Below are 22,106 nucleotides of genomic sequence, written 5' to 3'. Positions count from 1 at the left end.
ACGACACTTCGCGCCCGACCGAACGAGGAGGCCATGCGAACACCCCGTAGGACCCCCACCACCGGCGCCGAGCCGTCGCCCCGGCCTCCGGTGCGCGGCCGCCGTGCGCATGCCGGTCCGCCGGCCGATGAACGCACCCCGGCCGCCGAGCCCGGCGACACGGAACAGCCCGGCACACTCGTGCCGGCGGGACGGTGGCGCCTGCGCCCCCGCACCGTCCGGGCGAAGATCGTCTGTCTGCTCATGGTGCCCGTGATATCCCTGCTCGCCCTGTGGGCGTACGCCACGGTCAGCACCGTCCAGGACGTGGCCCGGCTACGCCAGCTCCAACGGGTGGACTCCACCGTGCGCGCCCCGCTCGCCGACGCCGTGGCCGCGATCCAGGCCGAGCGCGCGGCCGCCCTGCGCTGCGCGACCGACCCCGCCGCGCAGGGGCAGAACGATCTGAAGGACCTCGCGGGGCGCACGGACCGTGCCGTGGGCAGGCTGCGGCTGGGCGACCACAACACGGTCGCCGATGGAGCCGACCTTCCCTCCGGAGTCGCCGGCCGCCTCGCGGCCTTCGTCTCCGGAGCCGAGCACCTGAGGTCCCTGCGCAGCGACGTTCTCGCCCGCCGGGTCGGCTGGGACGAGACGTACGGTCGGTACACCGGGACCATCGCCGCGGCCTTCGGCGTGGGTGGCGCGCTCACCGGCGTCCAGGACGCCGACCTCGGCTCCGACGCGCGCGTGGTGCTGGAGTTCTCCCGGGCCGCGGAGGCGCTCGCCCAGGAGGACGCGATCCTCTCCAGCGCCCGCCTGGCGAAGGTCCTCGACGGCCGGCGTCTGAGACTGTTCACCGGTGCCGTCGACACTCGCCGCACCCTGACCGCGTCCGCCGTCGCCGACCTGCGCGGTTCCGAACGTGCCGCCTGGCGCCGGCTCGTGCAGGGCAGCGACTACGCCGAGATCGGCGCCGTCGAGGACAAGGTGCTGGCCGGCCGGCCGGGCGCCCCGGCCATCGCCGCTGCACCGGAGGGCAGCTGGAACCCGGCACACGCGGGCGTGCAGGACGGTATGCGGGCCATCGAGGCGGATGCGGGCCGCGGCGTCGCGCACCGCGCCGACCCGTTCACCCGCGGCGTCCTCACCCCCGCCGGCGCCGCCGTCCTCTTGGGGCTTGCCGCCGTCGCCGCGTCGCTCGTCATCTCCGTACGCATCGGACGCGGACTCGTCGTCGAGCTGGTCAGCCTGCGCAACAGTGCCCTGGAGATCGCTCGCCACAAACTCCCCGAGGCCATGCGCAAGTTGCGTGCCGGTGAGGAGATCGACGTCAATGCCGAGGCACCCTCCGGGCCGCCCGCCGAGGACGAGACCGGGCAGGTCGCCGAGGCCTTGGGCACCGTGCATCGCGCCGCCCTGCGCGCCGCCGCCGAACGCGCGGAACTCGCCAGCGGCATCTCCGGAGTCTTCGTCAACCTCGCCCGACGCAGCCAGATCCTGGTGCACCGTCAGCTCAGTCTGCTCGACAGCATGGAGCGTCGCTCCGACGACCCGAGCGAACTGAGCGACCTCTTCCGGCTCGATCATCTGACCACGCGCATGCGGCGCCACGCCGAGAGCCTCATCATCCTCTCGGGATCCGCACCCGGCCGCGCCTGGCGCATGCCGGTGTCCCTGACCGACGTCGTACGCGCCGCCGTCTCCGAAATCGAGGACTACGCGCGCGTGGAGGTACGTCAACTGCCCGACGCCGCCGTGATCGGCACCGCGGTCGCCGACCTCACCCACCTCCTCGCCGAGGTCATCGAGAACGCCGCCCAGTTCTCGCCACCGCACACGCGCGTGCGCGTCAGCGGGGAACCCGTCGGCAACGGCTACGCCCTCGAAGTGGAGGACCGGGGACTCGGCATGGGCAAGGAGACCCTCGCCGAGGCCAACCGGCGCATCGAAGAGTCCGAGGCGCTCGACCTGTTCGACAGCGACCGGCTCGGTCTGTTCGTGGTCAGCAGGCTCGCCTCCAGACACGGCATCAAGGTGCACCTGCGGACCTCGCCCTACGGCGGCACGACCGCCGTCGTCCTCCTGCCCACCGCTCTTCTGCACAGCGGCGCGGCGGAACACTCCCCTCGCACGGCGAACGCCGAGCGGCACGAGGAACGCGAGTACGCGCGCGTGACCGTCGGCGCGGAGCACACGGAGCCCGTCGAACAGGCCACCCAACGGCCCGCACTGGCGCGCTCCGTCCAGGAGACAGCCGCCGACGCCCCGGCCGAGAACCCGCCGCAGGGAGTCACCACATTGAGGCTGCACCGCCCGGAGGACCACTCCGAGAGCTCCGAGGGCTTGCCGCGGCGCGTACGGCAGGCGAGCCTCGCCCCCCAACTGCGCGGACAGCGCCCGGAGGAACCCGCGACAAGCACGCGCGGCTCACGGCGCGACGAGGAGCGCACCCCCGAACTGGTACGGGACCGCATGGCGGCGTACCGCGCGGGCTGGGCACGCGGCGGAGGCCGCGCACCCGGTCGAGCGATCGGCCCCGTTGGTGACAGCAGCGAAGGAGATCCCGCATGATCCAGGACCCGAGCATGAGGGCCGCCCAGCGGTCGGGCGAACTCGACTGGTTGCTGGACGACTTGGTGGTGCGCGTACGCGAAGTGCGACATGCCGTGGTGCTCTCGAACGACGGACTGGCGGTCGGCGCCTCCACCGACCTCACCCGCGAGGACGCGGAACACCTCGCCGCCGTCGCCTCCGGCTTCCACAGCCTCGCCAAGGGCGCGGGGCGCCACTTCGGCGCCGGAGGAGTGCGCCAGACGATGGTGGAGATGGACGACGGCTTCCTGTTCGTGGCGGCCGCCGGAGACGGCTCCTGCCTCGCCCTCATCACCGCCGTCACGGCCGACATCGGCCTGGTGGCGTACGAGATGGCGCGGCTGGTGAAGCGTGTCGGTGAGCATCTCGACACGGGGCCCCGTGTGGCCGCGCGTCCGCCCGCCGCCGGATGACGAGCGAGGACGGTCGCGGATGACCGAGGACAGCACAGGCGTCCCGTACCAGCCGGACAGTCAGTGGTACGACCACGAGGCGGGGCCCCTCGTCCGCCCCTACGCGATGACGGGCGGCCGTACCAGACCGGGCCCCACCGGGGTGCGCTTCGATCTCATCGCCCTCGTCTCGCTCGACGCCGGTGCGCCGAACGTCGACGACGACACCTCACTGGGCCCGGAACACCGCGCTCTCATCGAGCTGTGTCGCATCGAGACACAGTCCGTCGCCGAACTCGCCGCGGGCGCCGACCTGCCGGTGGGCGTCGTCCGGGTGCTCCTCGGAGACCTCCTGGAACTGGGCTGTGTGTCGGTCAACCGTCCCGTACCGCCGGCTCAACTGCCCGACGAACGGATTCTGCGCGAGGTCATCGAGGGGCTGAGGGCGCTGTAGGCCGAGAGCGGGAACCACAGCGGGACAGTCCCGCGCCGAGTTCCGCATCCATTCGGGCACCGAATGGGCGAGAGCCGATCACATCGGTCAAACAGCGGTCCAACCCCCGCGAAGAGAGGCCGCAGTTGTCATGATGCTGAACCCGCACGGATGTACTGATGCCCCCCGTTGCCGGCACTCCCGAGAGAAGTGATCGATGGTCTCCGAGCACTCCGACGCCGCCGAGGACGAGATGTCCGCGCTGGCGTTGAAGATCCTGGTCGCCGGCGGATTCGGCGTGGGCAAGACCACCTTGGTCGGCGCCGTCAGTGAGATCAGGCCGCTGCGCACCGAGGAACTGCTGAGCGAAGCCGGTCAGTGCGTGGACGACACCGACGGCGTGGACCAGAAGGTCACGACGACCGTCGCCATGGACTTCGGACGCATCACCATCCGATCCGGGCTCTCGCTCTACCTCTTCGGCACGCCCGGCCAGGATCGCTTCTGGTTCCTGTGGGACGAACTCTCCCAGGGCGCCCTCGGCGCCGTCGTCCTCGCGGACACCCGGCGGCTCGAGGACTGCTTCCCCGCGGTGGACTACTTCGAGCACCGGCACATCCCGTTCGTCGTGGCCGTCAACTGCTTCGCGGGAGCCCGCACCTATGGCGCCCAGGACGTGTCACGTGCCCTGGACCTCGACCGGGGCACGCCCGTGGTGCTCTGCGACGCACGGGACCGAGACTCCGGGAAGGAGGTGCTGATCCGCCTCGTGGAATACGCCGGGCGGATGCACACCGCCCGGCTACGCGACTCCGTGGGCTGACTCCCTACTCGGCGACGGCCGAGTACGCCAGCACCTTCTCGACCCGCATCCGGACGAGGAGTTCCCCCGGAACGCCGTTACGGGCGCCGAACTCCTCCGCTCGCTCCTCGCCCATGTACCGGGCACCGAGCCGGGCAGCCCAGTGCCGCACCTCGTCGAGGTCCTCGGACAGCTCTGCTCTCCCCTCCAGTACGACGAAGGCGTACGGCGGGCGGGCGTCGTCCACGCACAGGGCGGCCCGGCCGTCCCTGGCCAGATTCCGCCCCTTCACCGTCTCCTTCCCGGTGTTGAAGACCACGTCGTCACCGTCCAGCAGGAACCAGATCGGTGCCACGTGCGGACTGCCATCGGCGCGAACCGTGGAGAGTTTGCCGGTGCGGGTGCCGTGCGAGGCGAAGGCCCGCCATTCCTCGTCGGTCATCTTCTGTGCCATGTTCCCATCCTGCTTGCCGGGAGGGCGGCTGTGGTGAAGGCTGGCTGATCGGATCCTCCGGTCAGGAGGCGCGACAGCACGGGGAGAGAGGACCATGGCGCAGAACACGGAGCTTGGCTGGCTCCTGGACGATCTGACCGAACGGGTGGAGCACATACGGCACGCTCTGGTGCTGTCGAACGACGGGTTGGTGACCGGGACCAGCACCGGTCTGCGGCGCGAGGACGCCGAGCATCTCGCCGCGGTCTCGTCGGGCCTGCACAGCCTGGCCAGAGGCTCGGGCCGCCACTTCGGCGCCGGGCAGGTGCGGCAGACCATGATCGAATTCGATGACGCGATCCTGTTCGTGACCGCTGCCGGTCCCGGCAGCTGTCTGTGCGTGCTCAGCGCGGCCGAGGCCGACATCGGCCTGATCGCGTACGAGATGACGCTGCTGGTGAACCGAGTGGGGGAGCACCTCGCCGTGGACGCGCGGCAGCAGGAGCACACGCCGAACGTGGACCTCTGAGTCCGGGACCGGGCAGACCGTCCGACCTGTGGAGACGAGCGGCGGGTGGAGTTATCCACAGGCACAATCCGAGATCGGGCGATCCCGCTACGTTCTTTCCCACGCGAACGCACACGGCGCTCGCAGCGGACTCCACGGGGGAGAACTGCCATGTCGGGAAACACGATCACGTCCATCATCGCCGAAGCCGCCGAAGCCGCCGAAGCCGCCGAAGCCGCCGAAGCCGCCGAAGCCGCCGAAGGTTCCGCGTTGCCCGGCCCGTCGCTGGCGCTCGGTCGCGCCGCACGGGAACTGGACCTCAGGCGGGGCGAGTTGGACCTCGCGGCACAGCTCGGGTATGTACGCACCATTCCCGACGAGGGGGGCCGATGCCGCCGCGTCACACGCGAGGAGATCGACCGGGTCCGCTCGGAGGAGGGCTTTCCCGAGGGGCTCCGGGGGCGGGTCAAGGCGGTGGGCACGAGGGACGGCGCGGCCCTGATGGACGTGACCCCGGGCAGGTTCACGCGGTTCGCGCGCCTCGGCCTGGTGGTCCCGGTGAAGTGGTACCTGAATCGCTACCGGGCCGTGGTCTGGCTGTATCTGGCCGAAGAGCTCAAGCAGTTCGCCGCCGGCCGGGAGAACGCCCGGTTGCTCACCGGCCGCACGCCCGAGGGTCTGCGCGACCAACTGGACGCGGGGCTGGATCTGCGGCCCCGCAACTGGCGCGGGCGCCATCTCGGACTCCAGCTGCGCCAGACGGACGACCCGTGGGCGAAGGCCGCAGTGTTGGCGTCCTTGCTGGATCCGATGCAGGTGGCGGAGATCGTCCAGGATCCTTGCGAGCGCGCCCGGCTGACTCGGCTGCGGCCCGCGCAAGCCGTGCCCGGGCCGCCCGACTCGCCGGCCGCCCGGATCGCGGCGCGGATCACGACGGCGGGCGATCCCGATGAGATCGGCTGGCTCCGGGCAGACTTGGGACAGGCGCTCATCGAGGCCCGCCGACATCGGCCCGCTCCTCGACCTTCGCCGCGGGTTCCGGACGAACATACGCCCGAGACCGGAAGCATTCCTGGGGCCGTCGATGAGCCCCTGACGCTCGCCGGGACTCCGGTCGCCCGTGAGGCCACGGCCCTCCCGGCGACGGCTGCCACGCGTCAGGCACCCCCCGGGCGACAGGAGCCGACGAGACTGGTCGGCATGTTCGGGTGGCTGCGCCGCGGAACGCATGACCGGCGCGACGCCGGGCGCCGGACGCACGTGCCGTCAGCGCTCCAGCTTGCGGAACAGTCCCTCCTGGACGACCGAGACGAGCAGGCGCCCCTCAAGGTCGTAGATGCGCCCTCGGGCGAGACCACGGCCACCCACCGCGATCGGTGACTCCTGGTCGTACAGGAACCACTCGTCCGCGCGGAACGGTCGGTGGAACCACATGGCGTGATCCAGTGATGCCATGTCGAAACCGCGAGGCCCCCACAGCGGCTCGACCGGGATGCGGACGGCATCCAGCAGCGTCATGTCGCTCGCGTAGGTGAGCGCACAGGTGTGCACGAGCGGGTCGTCCCCCAGCGGGCCCACGGCACGCATCCAGACGGCGCTGCGCGGCTCGGCGTCCTTGATCTCCTCGGGGTTCCAGCGCAGCCGGTCGACGTAGCGGATGTCGAAGGGCTGACGACGGGCCATCCGCTCCAGCGCCTCCGGCAGGGCGCCCAGGTGCTCCTTGACCTCCTGCGCGACCGTCGGCAGCGAATCAGGATCGGGCACCTTGCGGGCCGGCGGCAGCTGGTGCTCGAAGCTCCCCTCTTCAGGCTTGTGGAAGGAGGCGGTCAGATTGAAGATCGTGCGGCCCTGCTGCACGGCCGTGACCCGGCGGGTCGTGAAGGACCTCCCGTCACGGACTCGTTCGACCTGGTACACGATGGGCACACCCGGGATGCCGGGGCGCAGGAAGTACGCGTGCAGCGAGTGCACCGGCCGTTCGCCGTCCGTGGTGCGGCCGGCGGCGACCAGCGCCTGTCCGGCCACCTGGCCGCCGAAGACCCGCTGCAGGGACTCCTGCGGACTGCGGCCACGGAAGATGTTGACCTCGATCTGCTCCAGGTCGAGCAGGTCGACGAGTCTCTCGGCTGGGTTCGTCATGCGTGGGTCTCTCCTGTGCTCACAGCTGGCCGACGTCGGTGACCCGGACGACGGCGCGGCCCTCCGCGTCGGAGGCCGCCAGGTCGATCTCGGCGCTGATGCCCCAGTCGTGATCGCCGTTCGGGTCGGCGAAGGTCTGCCGGACCCGCCACAGCCCGCGCTCCGGCTCCGCCTCGATCATCAGCAGCTTGGGGCCGCGGGCTTCGGGGCCGGTGCCGAGCTCGTCGTACTCGTCCCAGTACTTGTCCATGGCCGCGCCCCACGCCTCGGCGTCCCAGCCGGATTCGGCGTCCATCTCGCCCAGTTCCTCGATGTGGTCCAGGGCGGCGAGCTCCACGCGGCGGAACATGGCGTTGCGGACCAGAACGCGGAAGGCGCGCGCGTTCGCCGTGACGGGCTTGACCTCGTCGGCCTTCTCCTGGGCCTCCTCGGCCGTCACCTCCTCCGGGTTGGCCAGCTGCTCCCACTCGTCCAGCAGGCTGGAGTCGACCTGGCGCACCATCTCGCCGAGCCAGGCGATCAGGTCCTCCAGATCGTCCGACTTCAGATCGTCCGGCACGGTGTGATCGAGGGCCTTGTAGGCGCTCGCCAGGTAGCGCAGCACGATGCCCTCGGTGCGGGCGAGCTCGTAGAAGGAGACGAACTCGGTGAAGGACAGCGCCCGTTCGTACATGTCGCGGATGACCGACTTCGGCGACAGGGGATGGTCGCCGACCCAGGGGTGGCTCTTGCGGTACGTGTTGTACGCCTGGAAGAGCAGCTCCTCCAGGGGCTTGGGGTACGTCACGTCCTGGAGTCGCTCCATGCGCTCCTCGTAGTCGACGCCGTCCGCCTTCATCGCGGCAACGGCCTCGCCGCGCGCCTTGTTCTGCTGGGCGGCGAGGATCTGCCGTGGGTCGTCCAGTGTGGACTCGACGACGGAGACCATGTCGAGGGCGTAGGACGGGGACTCCGGGTCGAGGAGTTCGAATGCGGCCAGCGCGAAGGTCGACAGCGGCTGGTTGAGCGCGAAGTCCTGCTGGAGATCGACCGTGAGGCGCACGATGCGTCCGGTTGCGTCCGGCTCGTCGAGCTTCTCGACGATGCCGCCGTCCAGCAGCGAGCGGTAGATCGCGATCGCGCGCCGGATGTGCCGCAGCTGCTGCTTGCGCGGCTCGTGGTTGTCCTCCAGCAGATGGCGCATCGCCTGGAAGGCGTTGCCCGGCCGGGCGATCACCGACAGCAGCATCGTGTGGGTGACCCGGAAGCGCGAGGTGAGCGGCTCCGGCTCGGAGGCGATCAGCTTCTCGAAGGTGTTCTCCGTCCAGCCGACGAAGCCCTCCGGTGCCTTCTTGCGCACCACCTTGCGGCGCTTCTTCGGGTCGTCGCCGGCCTTGGCGAGCGCCTTCTCGTTCTCGATGACGTGCTCAGGCGCCTGCGCCACGACGAGGCCGGCCGTGTCGAAGCCCGCACGCCCCGCGCGGCCCGCGATCTGGTGGAACTCACGGGCGCGCAGAGTGCGGACGCGGTTCCCGTCGTACTTGGTCAGCGCGGTGAACAGGACGGTGCGGATGGGGACGTTGACGCCGACGCCCAGCGTGTCCGTGCCGCAGATGACCTTCAGCAGGCCGGCCTGGGCGAGCTTCTCGACCAGGCGGCGGTACTTGGGGAGCATGCCGGCGTGGTGGACGCCGATGCCGTGCCGCACATAGCGGGAGAGGTTCCGGCCGAACTTGGTCGTGAAGCGGAAGTTGCCGATGAGCTCGGCGATCTCGTCCTTCTCCTCGCGCGAGCACATGTTGATGCTCATCAGCGCCTGGGCCCGCTCCACGGCCTGTGCCTGGGTGAAGTGGACGATGTAGACGGGGGCCTGCCGGGTCTCCAGGAGCTCGGTGAGCGTATCGGTGAGCGGGGTGAGCCGGTACTCGTACGAGAGCGGCACCGGACGGGTCGCCGAGCGCACCACCGCCGTCGGCCGGCCGGTGCGGCGCGTGAGGTCCTTCTCGAACATCGAGACGTCACCGAGGGTCGCCGACATCAGGATGAACTGCGCCTGCGGCAACTCCAGGATCGGGATCTGCCACGCCCAGCCACGGTCGCCCTCGGCGTAGAAATGGAACTCGTCCATCACGACCTGGCCGACATCGGCCTGCCTGCCGTCGCGCAGCGCGATGGACGCCAGGACCTCGGCTGTGCAGCAGATCACAGGGGCGTCGGCGTTGACGGAGGCGTCGCCGGTGAGCATGCCGACGTTCTCGGTGCCGAAGAGCTTGCACAGCTCGAAGAACTTCTCCGAGACAAGCGCCTTGATCGGCGCGGTGTAGAAGGTGACCTCGTCCCGGGCGAGCGCCGCGAAGTGCGCGCCTGCGGCGATCATGCTCTTGCCGGAGCCGGTGGGAGTCGAGACGATCACGTTCGCTCCCGAGACCACCTCGATCAGAGCCTCTTCCTGGTGCGGATAGAGGGTGAGGCCGCGCTCCCCGGCCCACGACTCGAAGGCTTCGTAGAGGGCGTCGGGGTCTGCGGTCTGCGGGAGCTGATCGATGAGGGTCACGCCCCCATCTTGCCTGGCCTTGCACCCGAGGGGGGAATCGGATGCCGGCCCGAAGATCACGAACGCTACGCTGTGGCGCCGACGAAACGTCAGTGGACACGGACAACTGGGCAGCGCAGCAAGAGGAATGGGGCGGGGAGCGGCCATGATGGGACCAGCACACTCACTGTCGGGGGCCGCGGCCTGGCTCGGAGTCGGGGCGGCGGCGGCCGCCGCGGGTCACCCGATGCCCTGGCCGGTTCTCCTCGTAGGCGCACTGATCTGCGCGGGTGCCGCGCTGGCCCCCGACCTCGATCACAAGGCGGCCACCATCTCGCGGGCCTTCGGGCCCCTCTCGCGCTGGCTGTGCGAGATCGTCGACAAGCTGTCGTACGCCGTCTACAGGGCGACCAGGAAGCCGGGCGACGCACGCCGCTCGGGCGGTCACCGCACGCTGACGCACACCTGGCTGTGGGCGGTGCTGATCGGGGCGGGCACGTCCGTGGCGGCCATCACGGGTGGCCGGTGGACGGTGCTGGCCATCCTCTTCGTGCACATGGTGCTGGCGATCGAAGGGCTGCTGTGGCGTGCGGCGCGCGGTTCGAGCAGCGATGTGCTGGTGTGGCTGCTGGCCGCGACGAGTGCGTGGATCCTCGCGGGCATACTCGACAAACCCGGCAATGGGGCCGACTGGCTGTTCACGGCGCCGGGCCAGCAGTACCTGTGGCTCGGACTGCCGATCGTCCTGGGCGCCCTGGTACACGACATCGGGGACGCGCTGACCGTCTCGGGCTGCCCGATCCTGTGGCCCGTACCGGTCGGCCGCAAGCGCTGGTACCCGCTGGGCCCGCCGAAGGTCATGCGCTTCCGGGCGGGCAGCTGGGTCGAGCTGAAGGTGCTGATGCCGGTGTTCATGCTGCTCGGCGGCGTGGGCTGCGCGGCGGCGCTGAACGTCATCTGAGGGCCGGCCGGGGAGGACGGGCTCCCGGTCCGTCTGCGGTCCCAGTCGCTTCCGCCCGCCCCTCCGGCCGCGGAAGGCCTGCCACGACCACGGCTGACCGGTGTGCCCCCACCGGTTCAGGCCGGCCCGTCTCCGCCGGTCCCCTGGCCCGCGCCGCCGAAGCGCCGCTCGAACCGGGCGATGCGCCCCTCCGAGTCCACCGTCCGCGCCTTTCCCGTGTAGAAGGGATGGCTCTCGGAGGAGATCTCGACGTCCACGACCGGGTACGTCTCTCCGTCGTCCCACTCGATGGTCTGGTCGCTGGTCGCGGTGGACCGGGTGAGGAAGGCGTATCCCGCGGCGCGGTCGCGGAAGACGACGGGGTGGTAGTCGGGGTGCTTGTCCTGCTGCATGGCTGCTCCTTGCGTGGCGTGGAGACGGTCGGTGTCAGCCGGACAGGGTGTCCTCGTCGACGATGTGCACGGCCGCCTCCTCCGCCGACGCCGCGGCGCCGTCGATGCCGACATCGGTGGCGATCAGGCCGTTCTCCTCGTCCTCGTGCGCCCCCTCGTTCGGGGCGACGAGACGGCCGGAGCGGGCGTCGCCGACCTCGTCGTCCAGGGGTTCGCCGTCGCCGTCGGTGCTGTCCCCGATGTCGTCGCCGTCCGGGACCGTGATGTCGGGGAGCTCCTCGGCGAGGCGCTGGTCCAGAGTTTCGCCGCGGTGTCCCTCCTCCGCCGTCACACCCACGTGCTCCACCGCCCATGGCCGCTCCGGTGGTGACCAGCCCCGGTCCAGCGGGTCGCTCACCCCGTCGGAGAGCAGAGTGTCCTCGGCGTCGAGCAGCCCCGCGTCGTCCTGCACCTCGGATCCGTCGGGCTGGTAGACGTCGTCTCCCCATCCGTCGGTGCTGTCCACGGGTTACCTCCAGGTGGTGGGACGGAACCGGGTGCGGCCGTGCACGACGGCGGAAGGGACCGCTTGGCGCGGGCCGCTCCCTCCCGAACCGGATGGTTCTGGCACGTTCCCCCATGCCGGTGCCACATCCAGCCTTCCACTCCGCATTGGCACCGCGCAACGGCAGCGGGGGCGCGGGCACATCGGGCATCCGTGATGGTCCGGGACGGGGGCCGGCCCCCGTCCCGGACCATCACACTCGGCCTCACTCGGCGCGGATGACCCCGGCCACCGCGGTCACCCGTGCCAGGACCGCCACAGCGACGCGTAGGCTCCCTCGGCGGCCACCAGCTCGTCGTGGCTGCCCAGCTCGCTGATCCGTCCGTCCTCGACGACGGCGATCACATCGGCGTCGTGGGCGGTGTGCAGCCGGTGGGCGATGGCGACGACCGTGCGGCCGTCCAGGACACGGGCCAGGGACCGCTCCAGATGACGGGCAGCACGGGGGTCGAGGAGGGAGGTCGCCTCGTCCAGGACCAGCGTGTGCGGGTCGGCGAGCACCAACCGGGCAAGCGCGATCTGCTGCGCCTGCGCCGGGGTGAGCGCCAGACCGCCGGAGCCCACCTCGGTGTCGAGACCGTCGTCGAGGGCGCGCGCCCAGCCGTCCGCGTCCACCGCGGCCAGCGCGGCCCACAGCTCGGCGTCGACGGCGTCCATGGGGGTCTCCCCGCATGCGCGGAGACGAGAGTGGGGGAGGGCCAGCAGCAGGTTGTCGCGCAGGGAGCCCACGAAGACATGGTGCTCCTGGTTGACCAGGGCCACGTGTGAGCGCACCCGCTCGGCGGGCATCCGGGACAGTTCCGCGCCGCCCAGGGTGATCCGGCCGTCCCGGGGCGCGTAGATCCCGGCGAGCAGCCGGCCCAGGGTGGACTTGCCGGCGCCCGAGGGGCCGACCAGGGCGAGCCTGGTGCCGGGGGGCACCTGCAGGCAGACATCGTGCAGAACGTCGACTCCCGGGCGGTAGCCGAAGCGCACCTCCACGGCCTCGACGTCGCGCCCGTCCGGGGTCAGCGAGGCGTCGCCCGCGGCCGGCTCGATGTCCCGGACTCCGACCAGCCGGGCCAGAGACACCTGGGCGACCTGCAGCTCGTCGTACCAGCGCAGGATCAGGCCCACCGGGTCGACGAGCATCTGCGCGATGAGCGCGCCCGTCGTCAGCTGGCCCACCCCGATCCAGCCATGCAGGACGAACACCCCGCCGATCATCAGGACCGAGGACAGGACAGTGACATGCGTGATGTTGACGACCGGGAAGAGAACCGACCGCAGCCACAGCGTGTAGCGCTCCCAGGCCGTCCACTCCTTGATCCGCCGCTCCGACAGACCGATGCGCCGCTCGCCGAGGCGGTGGGCTTCCACCGTGCGCCCCGCGTCCACGGTCTCGGCGAGGACTGCGGCCACGGCGGCGTACCCGGCGGCCTCGGAGCGGTAGGCCGAGGGAGCACGCTTGAAGTACCAGCGGCAGCCGATCACCAACACGGGTACCGCGAGCAGGACGGCCGGAGCGAGCGCCGGAGCCGTGACGGTGAGGCCGCCGAGCAGCAGCAGCGCCCACACCACGCCGATGGCCAGCTGCGGCACGGCCTCGCGCATGGCGTTGGCCAGCCGGTCGATGTCGGTGGTGATCCGGGACAGCAGATCACCGGTCCCGGCCCGCTCCAGGACGCCCGGCGGCAGCCCCACGGCCCGGACGAGGAAGTCCTCCCGCAGATCGGCGAGCATCCGCTCGCCGAGCACGGCCCCGTGCAGCCGCACCAGCCGTACGAACACGGCCTGGACGACGAGCGCGACCACGAACAGGGCGGCGGTGCGCTCCAGATGCAGCTCCCGCGCGCCGTCCGCGACGCGCTCCACGACCCCGCCGAGCAGGTAGGGGCCCGCCATCGAGGCGATGACGGAGACCGTGTTCACGGTGATGAGCAGCAGGAAGGCCCGGCGGTGCCGGCGGAACAGTTCGGCCACGTAGGCGCGTACGGTCGCGGGGGCGCCGACGGGCAGTGTGTTCGCCGCGGTCGGGGCCGCCGGGTCGTATGCCGGGGGCGCCACGCCGATCATGCGCTCTCCTCGATCTCATCCAGTTCGTGCAGCTCTTCCAGTTCGGCCAGTGCGTCGCTCCGCGCTGCGGCCTCGTCGTCCGTCTCGCGGGTCACGATCGCGCGGTACCGCGGCTCGCTGCGCACCAGTTCGCCGTGCAGGCCGACCGCGGCCACCTCGCCCTCGTGCAGCAGCACGACCCGGTCCGCGCGGTCCAGGAGCAGTGGCGACGAGGTGAAGACGACCGTGGTGCGTCCCGCGCGCAGCTCGCGGATTCCCTCGGCGATCCGCGCCTCCGTGTGCGAGTCGACCGCGGACGTCGGCTCGTCCAGGACCAGCGACTGCGGGTCGGTGACCAGCGACCTGGCCAGGGCGAGGCGCTGGCGCTGGCCGCCGGACAGGGACCGGCCCCGCTCGGTGATCCGTGCGTCCATGGGGTCCTCGGCGGTCGGCGACCCCTGTGTCAGCGCGTCCAGGACGTCACCGCACTGTGCGGCGGCGAGCGCGTCCGCGGCACTGACCTTGCCCGATGCGGGGACGTCGAGCAGTTCGCGCAGCGAGCCGGACAGCAGCACCGGATCCTTGTCCTGGACCAGGACGGCGGTACGGGCGGAGTCCAGCGGCAGCTCGTCCAGGGGGACACCGCCCAGGAGCACCGAGGTGCCCTCTTCGGCGGGGTGTCCGCCCAGCCGTTCGGCCAGTACGCCGGCGGCGTCCGGGTCGCCGCAGACCACGGCGGTCAGCAGTCCCTCGGGTGCGAGCAGCCCGGTGTGCGGGTCGTACAGGTCCCCGGTCGGCACACCGGCCTCGCGCGAGCCGCCCGAATCCGTGGCGCGCTCCAGCGACAGCACGCGGGCCGCGCGCCGGGCGGACGGCCGTGAGAAGGAGTACGCCATGGCGATCTCCTCGAAGTGCTGCAGCGGATAGGTGAGCAGCATGACCGCGCTGTACACCGTGACCAGTTCACCGACGGCGATCCGCCCCTCGTGGGCCAGCTGCACCCCGCGCCAGACGACCGCGATCATCAGCAGCCCCGGCAGCAGCACCTGGACCGCCGAGATCAGCGACCACATCCGGGCGCTGCGGACGGCCGCGGTGCGGACCTCCTGTGAGGCCCGCCGGTAGCGGTTCAGGAACAACTCCTCGCCGCCGATGCCGCGCAGCACCCTGAGGCCCGCGACGGTGTCCGACGCGAGTTCGGTGGCGCGGCCCGCCTTCTCGCGCTGGATGTCGGCACGCCGGGTCGCGCGGGGCAGCAGCGGCAGCACCGCGAGTGCCACCACGGGTACACCCACGGCCACGATGACGCCGAGCGCGGGCTGGTACACGACGAGCCCGACGCAGACCGCCACCACGGTGAGCGCGGCGGCGCCGAAGCGCGACACGGCTTCCACGAACCAGCCGATCTTCTCGACGTCGCCGGTGGAGACGGCGACGACCTCACCGGCCGCGACCCGCCGGGTCAGCGCGGAGCCGAGCACGGCCGTCCTGCGGGCCAGGAGCTGCTGGACCCGGGCGGCGGCGGTGATCCAGTTGGTGACGGCGGTGCGGTGCAGCATGGTGTCGCCCAGCGCGATGCCCGCCCCGCACAACAGGAGCAGTCCGCCGGTCAGGGCGAGCCGGGCACCCGAGCGCTCGACGACGGCCTGGACGGCGAGGCCGACGCAGAACGGCAGCCCGCAGACGGACAGGAAGTGGAGCAGCCCCCATACCAGGGACTTGGCCTGGCCACCCAGTTGCTTCCGGCCGAGCCACCACAAGAACCGGGGACCCGAGCGCGCGTCCGGCACACCCGGGTCGGGATACGGAAGGTCTTGAATCTGCATGACGTCCCAGTGGCTCGTGTCAGGGATGGACCGGGCCGCGGTGCGCGGGAGGAGAGCCGAGGCGGCGCCTCCGCGTGTCCGAGAGTGCCCGTAACAAGCCGTGAAAGGGTCGCGTCGGAGGGTGCTCGAAGGCAAACGGTTTTCCGACACAGTAGGCGGGATCCGGCCCAGCCTGCGACACGCCGTCGAGAAGCGCGCATATGGACGTATTTGCCCGAAAGGTAATGCGACCATATGACGTATGCGATCAGGTGGCGTGCACGGCGTGGTGCGCTCGCGGGCCGTGGTGGCGGCCTGCGGCGTGATTCTCATGTCCCTGTCGGCGTGCGGTTGTTCGGAAGGAGACGGACACCGGACGAGGGGTAGCGGTGCGGGCAGCAGGGCCACCGGTGGAGCGCCTGCCCCCACAGCGGGCCCGAGCGGCAAGCCCGGGGGTGCCGCCGCCCCCACGGCCGACCCGAGCGGCAAGGCCGGGGGACCTGCCTCCTCCACGGCCGACCCGGGCCGCATCCCGGGCGTCGGTGACCGGCTGCACCGACACATCCCCGCCGACTCGCGCCAGGTGGTGGTGGTGTACGGCGACGACGAGGACTCACCGGACTGCACGATCGTGCTCTACACGAAGCGCGGCTCCAGCTGGGACGAGGTGGGGCGCTGGCGCGGGCACAACGGCAGGAACGGCTGGACGACGGACCACCACCAAGGTGATCTGCGCAGCCCCGTGGGGGTGTTCACGCTCAGCGACGCGGGCGGTGTCCTGGAGGATCCGGGCACCAGGCTGCCATACGACCAGGACGAGTCCTACGAGGTGCCGGAGGACTGGGGCGAGGCGCACTGGCACGACTTCGACTACGTCATCGCCATCGACTACAACCGGCTACCGGGCACTCCTCCGGACGATCCGACCCAGCCCGAGGGCTCGGACAGGGGTGGCGGCATCTGGATGCACCTGGACCACGGTGACGGCACCTCCGCGTGCATCAGTCTGTCCGAGGCCGGTATGGAACACCTGCTGCGCACGCTCGACCCGGACCAGCACCCCGTGGTGGTGATGGGGGACAGGGAGGGGCTGAAGACCTTGGGGGGCGCTTCTGACCCGGCCACGCCGCGGGATCATGGCGCACCGCGATCGGCTGCTCCCGAGTACTCATTGCGGGCCGGGCCGAACTCCCCGTAGAAACACGGGACATGAGAATCCGGATCATCATGTCCATGCTCACAGGAGCGGCGCTCGTGGTGAGTGTCCTCCTCGGGGCGGGCCCCGCGTCGGCAAGGACCGGTGTGGGTTCGCCCCCCGCAGCCGTCAACCCACCCGCCGAGTTCGGCACCGACTGGCACGATCCGTTGACCGCCGCCCCACCGGTCGCGCGGCCGGACTCCCGGTCCTGTCGGATCACCCTCGCCGAGGCGCAGTTCCGTGACTTCACGCCCTACCGGGGCACGTACACCCCGCCGAGCGCCTGCGGCGATCGCTGGAGCAAGGTGGTGCTGCGCCTCGACGGCAAGGTCAAGGGGCGACAGTTCGACCGTCTCGGCTATCTGCACGTCGGAGGCGTCGAGATCTTCCGCACGTCCACGCCGGAGCCGTCGCCGGACGGCATCGAGTGGTCCGTCGAGAAGGATGTCACCCGATACAGCGACACGTTCCGGCGCGACCGTGACGTCGAGATGCTCATCGGCAACGTCGTCGACGGCACCTACACCGGGGTCATCGACGTCAAGGTCACCCTGACGTTCTACCCGGGCAGCTCCGCCCGTGCCTCCGAGCACACGGGAAGGCCCGCCTCGGCTCCCGACCGCGTCCTCACCCTCCAGGACGGCACTCTGACCACCCCCCGCAACAGCGAACGCATCATCGCCGAGGTGTACGCCACCGGCTCGGGCGGCGGCTGCGAGGAGTTCTGGTACCTGACCGTGCCCGACTCGGCGCCGTACTCCTGCAAGGCGGCGGGCGGTCCCTATCGCGAGGTGCAGATCACGGTCGACGGCCGACTCGCCGGAATCGCGGCCCCCTTCCCGACCGTGTGGACGGGTGGCTGGTCCAACCCCTTCCTGTGGTACGTGATTTCGGGACCACGCGCCTTCGACGTCAAGCCGATCGAATACGACCTCACGCCCTTCGCCGGGATCCTCGACGACGGCCGCCCGCACCGGGTCGAGGTCTCCGTCGTCGGTGTGCCCGTGGGGCAGAGCGGCTGGTCCGTCCCCGTGAACGTGCTCGTCTGGCAGGACACGAAGAGCGCGCGTGTCACCGGGAGGCTCACCGTCCACCGGGCGGGTGACCTCACCAACTCCTCCGTCCACACGCCCGGTTCGGAACACCGGCTGAACACCGAGGGCGGTCACCGGCTGACGGTCGCCGGATACGTCGACACCTCGCACGGCCGGGTGACGACCACCGTGAGCCGGACACTGGCGAACACCTCCGTGCACCGCTGGACAGACGGCGAGAACTCGGACGGGCTCGACGCCACCTGGACGGACGACGAGTCGGTCACCGTCGACGGGTACGGGCCGGCCCGCACGAGCCGTACCCACCGCACGTACGCGATGGACGGCACCACGACGCTCGGGGCGGACGGCCGGCTGCGTACCGTGCTGACGCTCGGCGACCGCGCCACGGTCGTCGAGACCCACGACGGCCGGCGCACCGCGTGGTCACGGCTCGATGACACGTACACCGGAGACGCCGCCTACACGTCCAACGTGCCGCGTGAGCAGCGCCATGCGGTCGGCACGACGAGCGAGCGCTACCGGCTGTACGGCTCGGAGGGCTGCTACGACCGCCGGCTGACCACGGTTCAGGGGGTGCTCACGGAGGACCGCGACGGCTGGTGAACGGGACCGCGTGCGACGCGTCATGCGGTGCCGGCAGATCACCGTGGTCCTGGTGCTCGTGCTCAGGACTCGATGCGCGTCGCCACCGACCTGCTGGGCAACTGCGTCGCCGTCTTCGGGGTGTCGCGCTGGGAGGGCGCGCTGGACGCCGTACGGGCGAAGAAGGTCCTGGACGGTGAGACCGCGTTCGTACCGGAGGCCGAGGAGCCGGTGGCTGCCGCCGCCCCGAAGGTGGGGGTTCCCAGTCCGGGCGGCCAAGGAGCCCGCCCTCGAGGTCGGCTGACGGCATGCCACGGACGGGCCGCGCCCACCGCCCCCACCACCATGGAGCGGTGGTCGCGGGCCCGTCGTGGTGTTTCCGGGCGTCCTTCCATGCGGCGTGACAGGCCGCCGTCAGCAGTGCCGCTCCGGGGTGGCCGCCGGAAGTTCGCCGCCGTCGATCAACGTGTCGAGCAGACCGCCGAGGACCTCGCGCTGTTCATCCGTCAAGGGGGCCAGGATCTCCTCGGCCGCGGATCTGCGCGCGGCGCGCAGTTCGCGCAGCGCCTCCCGGCCCTCGTCCGTGATCTCGATCCGGATCACCCGCCGGTTGGTGGGATCGGGCACCCGGCGCACCCTGCCACTGGCCTCCAGGCCGTCGACCAGCGTGGTCACCGCCCGCGGCACCACCTCCAGACGCTCGGCGAGGTCCGCCATGCGGGGCGGTGAGCCGAAGTGCGCGAGAGTGCGCAGCAGCCGGGACTGGGCCGGCGTGATGCCCAGCTCGCGCCGCTCCAGATGGCGTTTCTGGATGCGGTGCACTCGGCGGGTGAGCCGCAGCAACTGCTCGGCGAGCAGGCCGTCGGGATCCGGGGTGGTCATGCGGGAACAATATCAGGACATCATTCATTGTGAGTATAGGTAACAATGAGCTAGGATCCGTGAATCATCGTTCTGTCATCGCCCGGCCGTCACCGGCGTGCCGTCCGCAGTGTCACCGATCGGTGTTCCGCTGCCTCACCTCCGTAGGAGCCCATGCATCCCGACCAACCCACCTGGACCCCGTCGCCCGGCGGCTCGCCGGAGCAGCCGCGGCAGGTCCGCCGCATCCTGCGCCTCTTCAAGCCGTACGGCGGCCGACTGGCGATCGTCGGCCTGCTGGTCGGCGCCTCGTCGCTGGTCTCCGTCGCGACCCCGTTCCTGCTCAAGGCGACCCTGGACATAGCGATCCCCCAGGGCCGGACCGGACTGCTGAGCCTGCTCGCGCTCGGCATGATCCTGAGCGCCGTCGTCACCAGCGTCTTCGGCGTGCTGCAGACCCTGATCTCCACGACGGTCGGCCAGCGCGTCATGCACGACCTGCGCACCGCCGTCTACGGCCGGCTGCAGCGCATGTCTCTCGCGTTCTTCACCCGCACCCGCACGGGCGAGGTCCAGTCCCGCATCGCCAACGACATCGGCGGCATGCAGGCGACGGTCACCTCGACCGCCACCTCCCTGGTCTCCAACCTCACCAGCGTGGTCGCCACCATCGTCGCGATGGTGGCCCTCGACTGGCGGCTCACCGTCGTCTCGCTGCTCCTGCTGCCGTTGTTCGTGTGGATCAGCCGGCGCGTCGGCAACGAACGCAAGAAGATCGCCACGCGGCGCCAGAAGCAGATGGCCGTGATGGCCGCCACGGTCACCGAGTCGCTGTCCGTCAGCGGCATCCTGCTCGGCCGCACCATGGGCCGCGCCGACTCGCTCACCAAGTCCTTCGAGAGCGAGTCCGAGGGTCTCGTCGACCTGGAGGTGAAGTCGAACATGGCGGGCCGCTGGCGCATGGCCGTCATCACCATCGTGATGGCCGCCATGCCGGCCGTCATCTACTGGACCGCGGGGATAGCTCTGCAGTTCGGCGGGCCGTCGGTCTCGATCGGCACGCTCGTCGCGTTCGTCTCGCTCCAGCAGGGCCTGTTCCGGCCGACGGTGAGCCTGCTGTCCACCGGCGTGCAGATCCAGACCTCGCTCGCGCTCTTCCAGCGCATCTTCGAGTACCTCGACCTGCCCATCGACATCACCGAGCCCGACGACCCGGTCCATCTCGACAGCGTCAAGGGCGAGCTCCGATTCGAGGGCGTCGAGTTCCACTACGACGACAAGAGCGGGCCCATCCTGGAGGACATCGACATCACTGTCCCGGCGGGCGGGAGTCTCGCCGTGGTCGGTCCCACCGGTTCCGGGAAGTCGACGCTCAGCTATCTGGTGCCACGGCTGTACGACGTCACGGGCGGGCGGGTCACGCTCGACGGCGTCGACGTACGGCACCTGGACTTCGACACGCTCGCCCGTGCGGTCGGTGTCGTCTCCCAGGAGACGTACCTCTTCCACGCCTCGGTCGCCGACAACCTGCGCTTCGCGAAGCCGGACGCCACCGACGAGGAGCTGTACGCGGCGGCGAAGGCCGCCCAGATCCACGACCACATCGCGTCACTGCCCGACGGGTACGAAACGGTCGTCGGCGAGCGCGGCCACCGCTTCTCGGGAGGCGAGAAGCAGCGGCTCGCCATCGCCCGCACCATCCTGCGAGACCCGCCGGTCCTCATCCTCGACGAGGCGACCAGCGCCCTCGACACGCGTACCGAGCGGGCGGTCCAGGAGGCCATCGACGCCCTTTCGGCCAACCGTACGACGCTCACCATCGCCCATCGGCTGTCCACCATTCGGAGTGCCGACCAGATCGTGGTCCTCGACTCCGGGCGCACGGTCGAACGGGGCACGCACGAGGAGCTGTTGGAGCTGGACGGCCGGTACGCGGCCCTGGTCCGGCGGGACGCCCAACTGGAGCCGACAAGATGAAGATATGCCGGGTTTGTCGCGTTTGGCGGGTTACCGTGCCCGCATGCAGACGAACCCTCCGCCACACAAGCCGGTCCACCTGACACGCCGCGGCCGGGTCGCGCTCGTCGCGACCGGAGCCTTGGTGGCGGCCACCGCTCTGGCCGTGCCGTTGCTGAGCCTGCGTCACGGCGAGGCGTCCCGCACCGCCTCGCTCCTCATCCCGGAAGGCTGGCGCGCGGGCCAGGTGTACCAGGCCGTCGACAAGGCCCTGCGACTGCCGCCGGGTGCCACCAGGAAGTCCCTGGCGAAGGCCCACCTCAAACTGCCGAACGACGCGCAGGGCAACCCGGAGGGCTTCCTCTTCCCGGCCACGTATCCGCTTCGGGAGGAGGCGACTCCGGAGTCCCTGCTGCGGTACATGGTCGACACGGCGAACAAGAGGTTCGGCGGCGGCAGGATCACTGCGGGCGCCCAGCGCCATGCGATGAACGTCTACCAGGCCGTGACGGTCGCGAGCATCGTGCAGGCCGAGGCGGCGACCAGGAGCGACATGGGCAAGGTGGCCCGGGTGATCTTCAACCGTCTGCAGCGGGGCATGCCGCTGCAGATGGACTCGACCGTCAACTACGCCATGAACCGCTCCACGCTGGACACCACCAGGGCCGACACGAAGATCGACAGCCCCTACAACTCGTACCGGCGCATGGGCCTGCCTCCGACGCCGATCGCCAACCCGGGCGAGGACGCGATGCGCGCCGTGCTCAACCCGACACCTGGGGACTGGCTGTACTTCGTCACGGTCAAGCCGGGCGACACACGGTTCGCGGCGAGTTACGAGGAGCACCAGAAGAACGTCGAGGAGTTCAACCGGCTGCGCGCGAACAGGCCCCAGTGATACGGGGACCGCGTACGGCCTCGC

The 22,106-nt window shown here is 70.8% G+C and carries 20 protein-coding genes; 11 read left to right on the top strand and 9 right to left on the bottom strand.

Annotated elements, in window-relative coordinates; genetic code table 11:
* Nucleotides 1–33: 33 nt before the first annotated feature.
* From ASC56_RS03170 to ASC56_RS03155, 4 genes are all read left to right on the top strand, one after another.
* Nucleotides 34–2,553 (top strand): nitrate- and nitrite sensing domain-containing protein, encoded by a 2,520-nt coding sequence (locus ASC56_RS03170; RefSeq protein WP_055489550.1) that lies wholly within the window; start codon nucleotides 34–36, stop codon nucleotides 2,551–2,553.
* Complete coding sequence (locus tag ASC56_RS03165) at nucleotides 2,550–2,987, top strand: roadblock/LC7 domain-containing protein (RefSeq protein WP_055489549.1); 438 nt, start codon at nucleotides 2,550–2,552, stop codon at nucleotides 2,985–2,987. The genes ASC56_RS03170 and ASC56_RS03165 overlap by 4 nt, the downstream gene beginning before the upstream one ends.
* A 19-nt stretch (nucleotides 2,988–3,006) precedes the next feature.
* Complete coding sequence (locus ASC56_RS03160) at nucleotides 3,007–3,420, top strand: DUF742 domain-containing protein (protein ID WP_055489548.1); 414 nt, start codon at nucleotides 3,007–3,009, stop codon at nucleotides 3,418–3,420.
* A 196-nt stretch (nucleotides 3,421–3,616) separates the two neighbouring features.
* The gene (locus tag ASC56_RS03155; protein WP_055489547.1) at nucleotides 3,617–4,222 is read left to right on the top strand and encodes an ATP/GTP-binding protein; all 606 of its coding nucleotides are present in this window, start codon (nucleotides 3,617–3,619) and stop codon (nucleotides 4,220–4,222) included.
* A 4-nt stretch (nucleotides 4,223–4,226) separates the two neighbouring features.
* Here ASC56_RS03155 and ASC56_RS03150 read toward each other — a convergent pair whose 3' ends face one another.
* The gene (locus ASC56_RS03150) at nucleotides 4,227–4,655 is read right to left on the bottom strand and encodes a PPOX class F420-dependent oxidoreductase (protein ID WP_055489546.1); all 429 of its coding nucleotides are present in this window, start codon (nucleotides 4,653–4,655) and stop codon (nucleotides 4,227–4,229) included.
* A gap of 94 nt (nucleotides 4,656–4,749) precedes the next feature.
* Here ASC56_RS03150 and ASC56_RS03145 point away from each other — a divergent pair, with 94 nt between their 5' ends.
* Together ASC56_RS03145 and ASC56_RS03140 are read left to right on the top strand one after the other, a co-directional pair.
* A complete protein-coding gene (locus ASC56_RS03145; protein WP_055489545.1) occupies nucleotides 4,750–5,163 on the top strand; it encodes a roadblock/LC7 domain-containing protein in 414 nt (137 codons plus the stop codon).
* Between the two features lie 150 nt (nucleotides 5,164–5,313).
* Nucleotides 5,314–6,522 (top strand): DUF6397 family protein, encoded by a 1,209-nt coding sequence (locus ASC56_RS03140; RefSeq protein WP_234376823.1) that lies wholly within the window; start codon nucleotides 5,314–5,316, stop codon nucleotides 6,520–6,522.
* Here ASC56_RS03140 and ASC56_RS03135 read toward each other — a convergent pair.
* Both ASC56_RS03135 and ASC56_RS03130 read right to left on the bottom strand, forming a co-directional pair.
* A complete protein-coding gene (locus ASC56_RS03135) occupies nucleotides 6,409–7,281 on the bottom strand; it encodes an acyl-CoA thioesterase II (RefSeq protein WP_055489544.1) in 873 nt (290 codons plus the stop codon). The two genes, ASC56_RS03140 and ASC56_RS03135, sit on opposite strands and share 114 nt — an antisense overlap.
* Nucleotides 7,282–7,300: 19 nt before the next feature.
* Entirely contained in the window at nucleotides 7,301–9,814 is a 2,514-nt protein-coding gene (locus tag ASC56_RS03130) for an RNA helicase (protein WP_055489543.1), read from the bottom strand.
* Between the two features lie 145 nt (nucleotides 9,815–9,959).
* Between ASC56_RS03130 and ASC56_RS03125 the strand changes: the two genes are divergently transcribed.
* Nucleotides 9,960–10,754, top strand: a complete 795-nt coding sequence (locus ASC56_RS03125) for a metal-dependent hydrolase (protein ID WP_055489542.1) — start codon at nucleotides 9,960–9,962, stop codon at nucleotides 10,752–10,754.
* 116 nt (nucleotides 10,755–10,870) lie between these two features.
* Here the strand turns inward: ASC56_RS03125 and ASC56_RS03120 are convergent, their stop codons facing one another.
* The 4 genes from ASC56_RS03120 to ASC56_RS03105 form a co-directional block, all read right to left on the bottom strand.
* Nucleotides 10,871–11,146, bottom strand: coding sequence for a type B 50S ribosomal protein L31 (locus ASC56_RS03120; protein WP_055489541.1), 276 nt, complete (start codon nucleotides 11,144–11,146; stop codon nucleotides 10,871–10,873).
* 34 nt (nucleotides 11,147–11,180) lie between these two features.
* A complete protein-coding gene (locus tag ASC56_RS03115; protein WP_055489540.1) occupies nucleotides 11,181–11,651 on the bottom strand; it encodes a DUF5709 domain-containing protein in 471 nt (156 codons plus the stop codon).
* 276 nt (nucleotides 11,652–11,927) lie between these two features.
* Nucleotides 11,928–13,745 carry an ABC transporter ATP-binding protein gene (locus ASC56_RS03110; protein ID WP_055489539.1) on the bottom strand — a complete coding sequence of 606 codons (1,818 nt, stop codon included), beginning with the start codon at nucleotides 13,743–13,745 and terminating at the stop codon, nucleotides 11,928–11,930.
* Nucleotides 13,742–15,550 (bottom strand): ABC transporter ATP-binding protein, encoded by a 1,809-nt coding sequence (locus ASC56_RS03105; RefSeq protein ID WP_055489538.1) that lies wholly within the window; start codon nucleotides 15,548–15,550, stop codon nucleotides 13,742–13,744. The genes ASC56_RS03110 and ASC56_RS03105 overlap by 4 nt, the downstream gene beginning before the upstream one ends.
* Nucleotides 15,551–15,791: 241 nt before the next feature.
* Here ASC56_RS03105 and ASC56_RS03100 point away from each other — a divergent pair, with 241 nt between their 5' ends.
* Together ASC56_RS03100 and ASC56_RS03095 are read left to right on the top strand one after the other, a co-directional pair.
* Complete coding sequence (locus tag ASC56_RS03100; protein ID WP_234376822.1) at nucleotides 15,792–16,727, top strand: hypothetical protein; 936 nt, start codon at nucleotides 15,792–15,794, stop codon at nucleotides 16,725–16,727.
* Nucleotides 16,728–16,738: 11 nt separating this feature from the next.
* Complete coding sequence (locus ASC56_RS03095; RefSeq protein WP_079102236.1) at nucleotides 16,739–18,388, top strand: peptide-N4-asparagine amidase; 1,650 nt, start codon at nucleotides 16,739–16,741, stop codon at nucleotides 18,386–18,388.
* 62 nt (nucleotides 18,389–18,450) lie between these two features.
* Here the strand turns inward: ASC56_RS03095 and ASC56_RS43040 are convergent, their stop codons facing one another.
* Nucleotides 18,451–18,762: a hypothetical protein gene (locus ASC56_RS43040; protein ID WP_159039586.1), complete on the bottom strand. Its 312-nt coding sequence runs from the start codon at nucleotides 18,760–18,762 to the stop codon at nucleotides 18,451–18,453.
* Nucleotides 18,763–18,781: 19 nt separating this feature from the next.
* Complete coding sequence (locus tag ASC56_RS03090; RefSeq protein WP_055489536.1) at nucleotides 18,782–19,249, bottom strand: MarR family winged helix-turn-helix transcriptional regulator; 468 nt, start codon at nucleotides 19,247–19,249, stop codon at nucleotides 18,782–18,784.
* A 153-nt stretch (nucleotides 19,250–19,402) separates the two neighbouring features.
* Here ASC56_RS03090 and ASC56_RS03085 point away from each other — a divergent pair, with 153 nt between their 5' ends.
* Nucleotides 19,403–21,205, top strand: a complete 1,803-nt coding sequence (locus ASC56_RS03085; protein WP_055489535.1) for an ABC transporter ATP-binding protein — start codon at nucleotides 19,403–19,405, stop codon at nucleotides 21,203–21,205.
* A 43-nt stretch (nucleotides 21,206–21,248) separates the two neighbouring features.
* Nucleotides 21,249–22,082, top strand: a complete 834-nt coding sequence (gene mltG, locus ASC56_RS03080; protein WP_055489665.1) for an endolytic transglycosylase MltG — start codon at nucleotides 21,249–21,251, stop codon at nucleotides 22,080–22,082.
* Nucleotides 22,083–22,106 lie beyond the last annotated feature (24 nt).

This window comes from Streptomyces sp. TP-A0356, from assembly GCF_001417775.1.
Lineage (GTDB): Bacteria > Actinomycetota > Actinomycetes > Streptomycetales > Streptomycetaceae > Streptomyces.
Note: the sequence above shows the minus strand (reverse complement) of the source record. Positions and strands in the feature narration are given on the sequence as shown.

What these genes read in the sequence shown, in the direction of transcription:
- ASC56_RS43040 (WP_159039586.1), bottom strand. Translation starts at nt 18,762, where the DNA reads ATGGAAGGACGCCCGGAAACACCACGACGGGCCCGCGACCACCGCTCC.
- ASC56_RS03095 (WP_079102236.1), top strand. Translation starts at nt 16,739, where the DNA reads ATGAGAATCCGGATCATCATGTCCATGCTCACAGGAGCGGCGCTCGTG.
- mltG (WP_055489665.1), top strand. Translation starts at nt 21,249, where the DNA reads ATGCAGACGAACCCTCCGCCACACAAGCCGGTCCACCTGACACGCCGC.
- ASC56_RS03150 (WP_055489546.1), bottom strand. Translation starts at nt 4,655, where the DNA reads ATGGCACAGAAGATGACCGACGAGGAATGGCGGGCCTTCGCCTCGCAC.
- ASC56_RS03135 (WP_055489544.1), bottom strand. Translation starts at nt 7,281, where the DNA reads ATGACGAACCCAGCCGAGAGACTCGTCGACCTGCTCGACCTGGAGCAG.
- ASC56_RS03085 (WP_055489535.1), top strand. Translation starts at nt 19,403, where the DNA reads ATGCATCCCGACCAACCCACCTGGACCCCGTCGCCCGGCGGCTCGCCG.
- ASC56_RS03145 (WP_055489545.1), top strand. Translation starts at nt 4,750, where the DNA reads ATGGCGCAGAACACGGAGCTTGGCTGGCTCCTGGACGATCTGACCGAA.
- ASC56_RS03090 (WP_055489536.1), bottom strand. Translation starts at nt 19,249, where the DNA reads ATGACCACCCCGGATCCCGACGGCCTGCTCGCCGAGCAGTTGCTGCGG.
- ASC56_RS03105 (WP_055489538.1), bottom strand. Translation starts at nt 15,550, where the DNA reads ATGCAGATTCAAGACCTTCCGTATCCCGACCCGGGTGTGCCGGACGCG.
- ASC56_RS03110 (WP_055489539.1), bottom strand. Translation starts at nt 13,745, where the DNA reads ATGATCGGCGTGGCGCCCCCGGCATACGACCCGGCGGCCCCGACCGCG.
- ASC56_RS03165 (WP_055489549.1), top strand. Translation starts at nt 2,550, where the DNA reads ATGATCCAGGACCCGAGCATGAGGGCCGCCCAGCGGTCGGGCGAACTC.
- ASC56_RS03170 (WP_055489550.1), top strand. Translation starts at nt 34, where the DNA reads ATGCGAACACCCCGTAGGACCCCCACCACCGGCGCCGAGCCGTCGCCC.
- ASC56_RS03140 (WP_234376823.1), top strand. Translation starts at nt 5,314, where the DNA reads ATGTCGGGAAACACGATCACGTCCATCATCGCCGAAGCCGCCGAAGCC.
- ASC56_RS03100 (WP_234376822.1), top strand. Translation starts at nt 15,792, where the DNA reads ATGCGATCAGGTGGCGTGCACGGCGTGGTGCGCTCGCGGGCCGTGGTG.
- ASC56_RS03160 (WP_055489548.1), top strand. Translation starts at nt 3,007, where the DNA reads ATGACCGAGGACAGCACAGGCGTCCCGTACCAGCCGGACAGTCAGTGG.
- ASC56_RS03155 (WP_055489547.1), top strand. Translation starts at nt 3,617, where the DNA reads ATGGTCTCCGAGCACTCCGACGCCGCCGAGGACGAGATGTCCGCGCTG.
- ASC56_RS03125 (WP_055489542.1), top strand. Translation starts at nt 9,960, where the DNA reads ATGATGGGACCAGCACACTCACTGTCGGGGGCCGCGGCCTGGCTCGGA.
- ASC56_RS03120 (WP_055489541.1), bottom strand. Translation starts at nt 11,146, where the DNA reads ATGCAGCAGGACAAGCACCCCGACTACCACCCCGTCGTCTTCCGCGAC.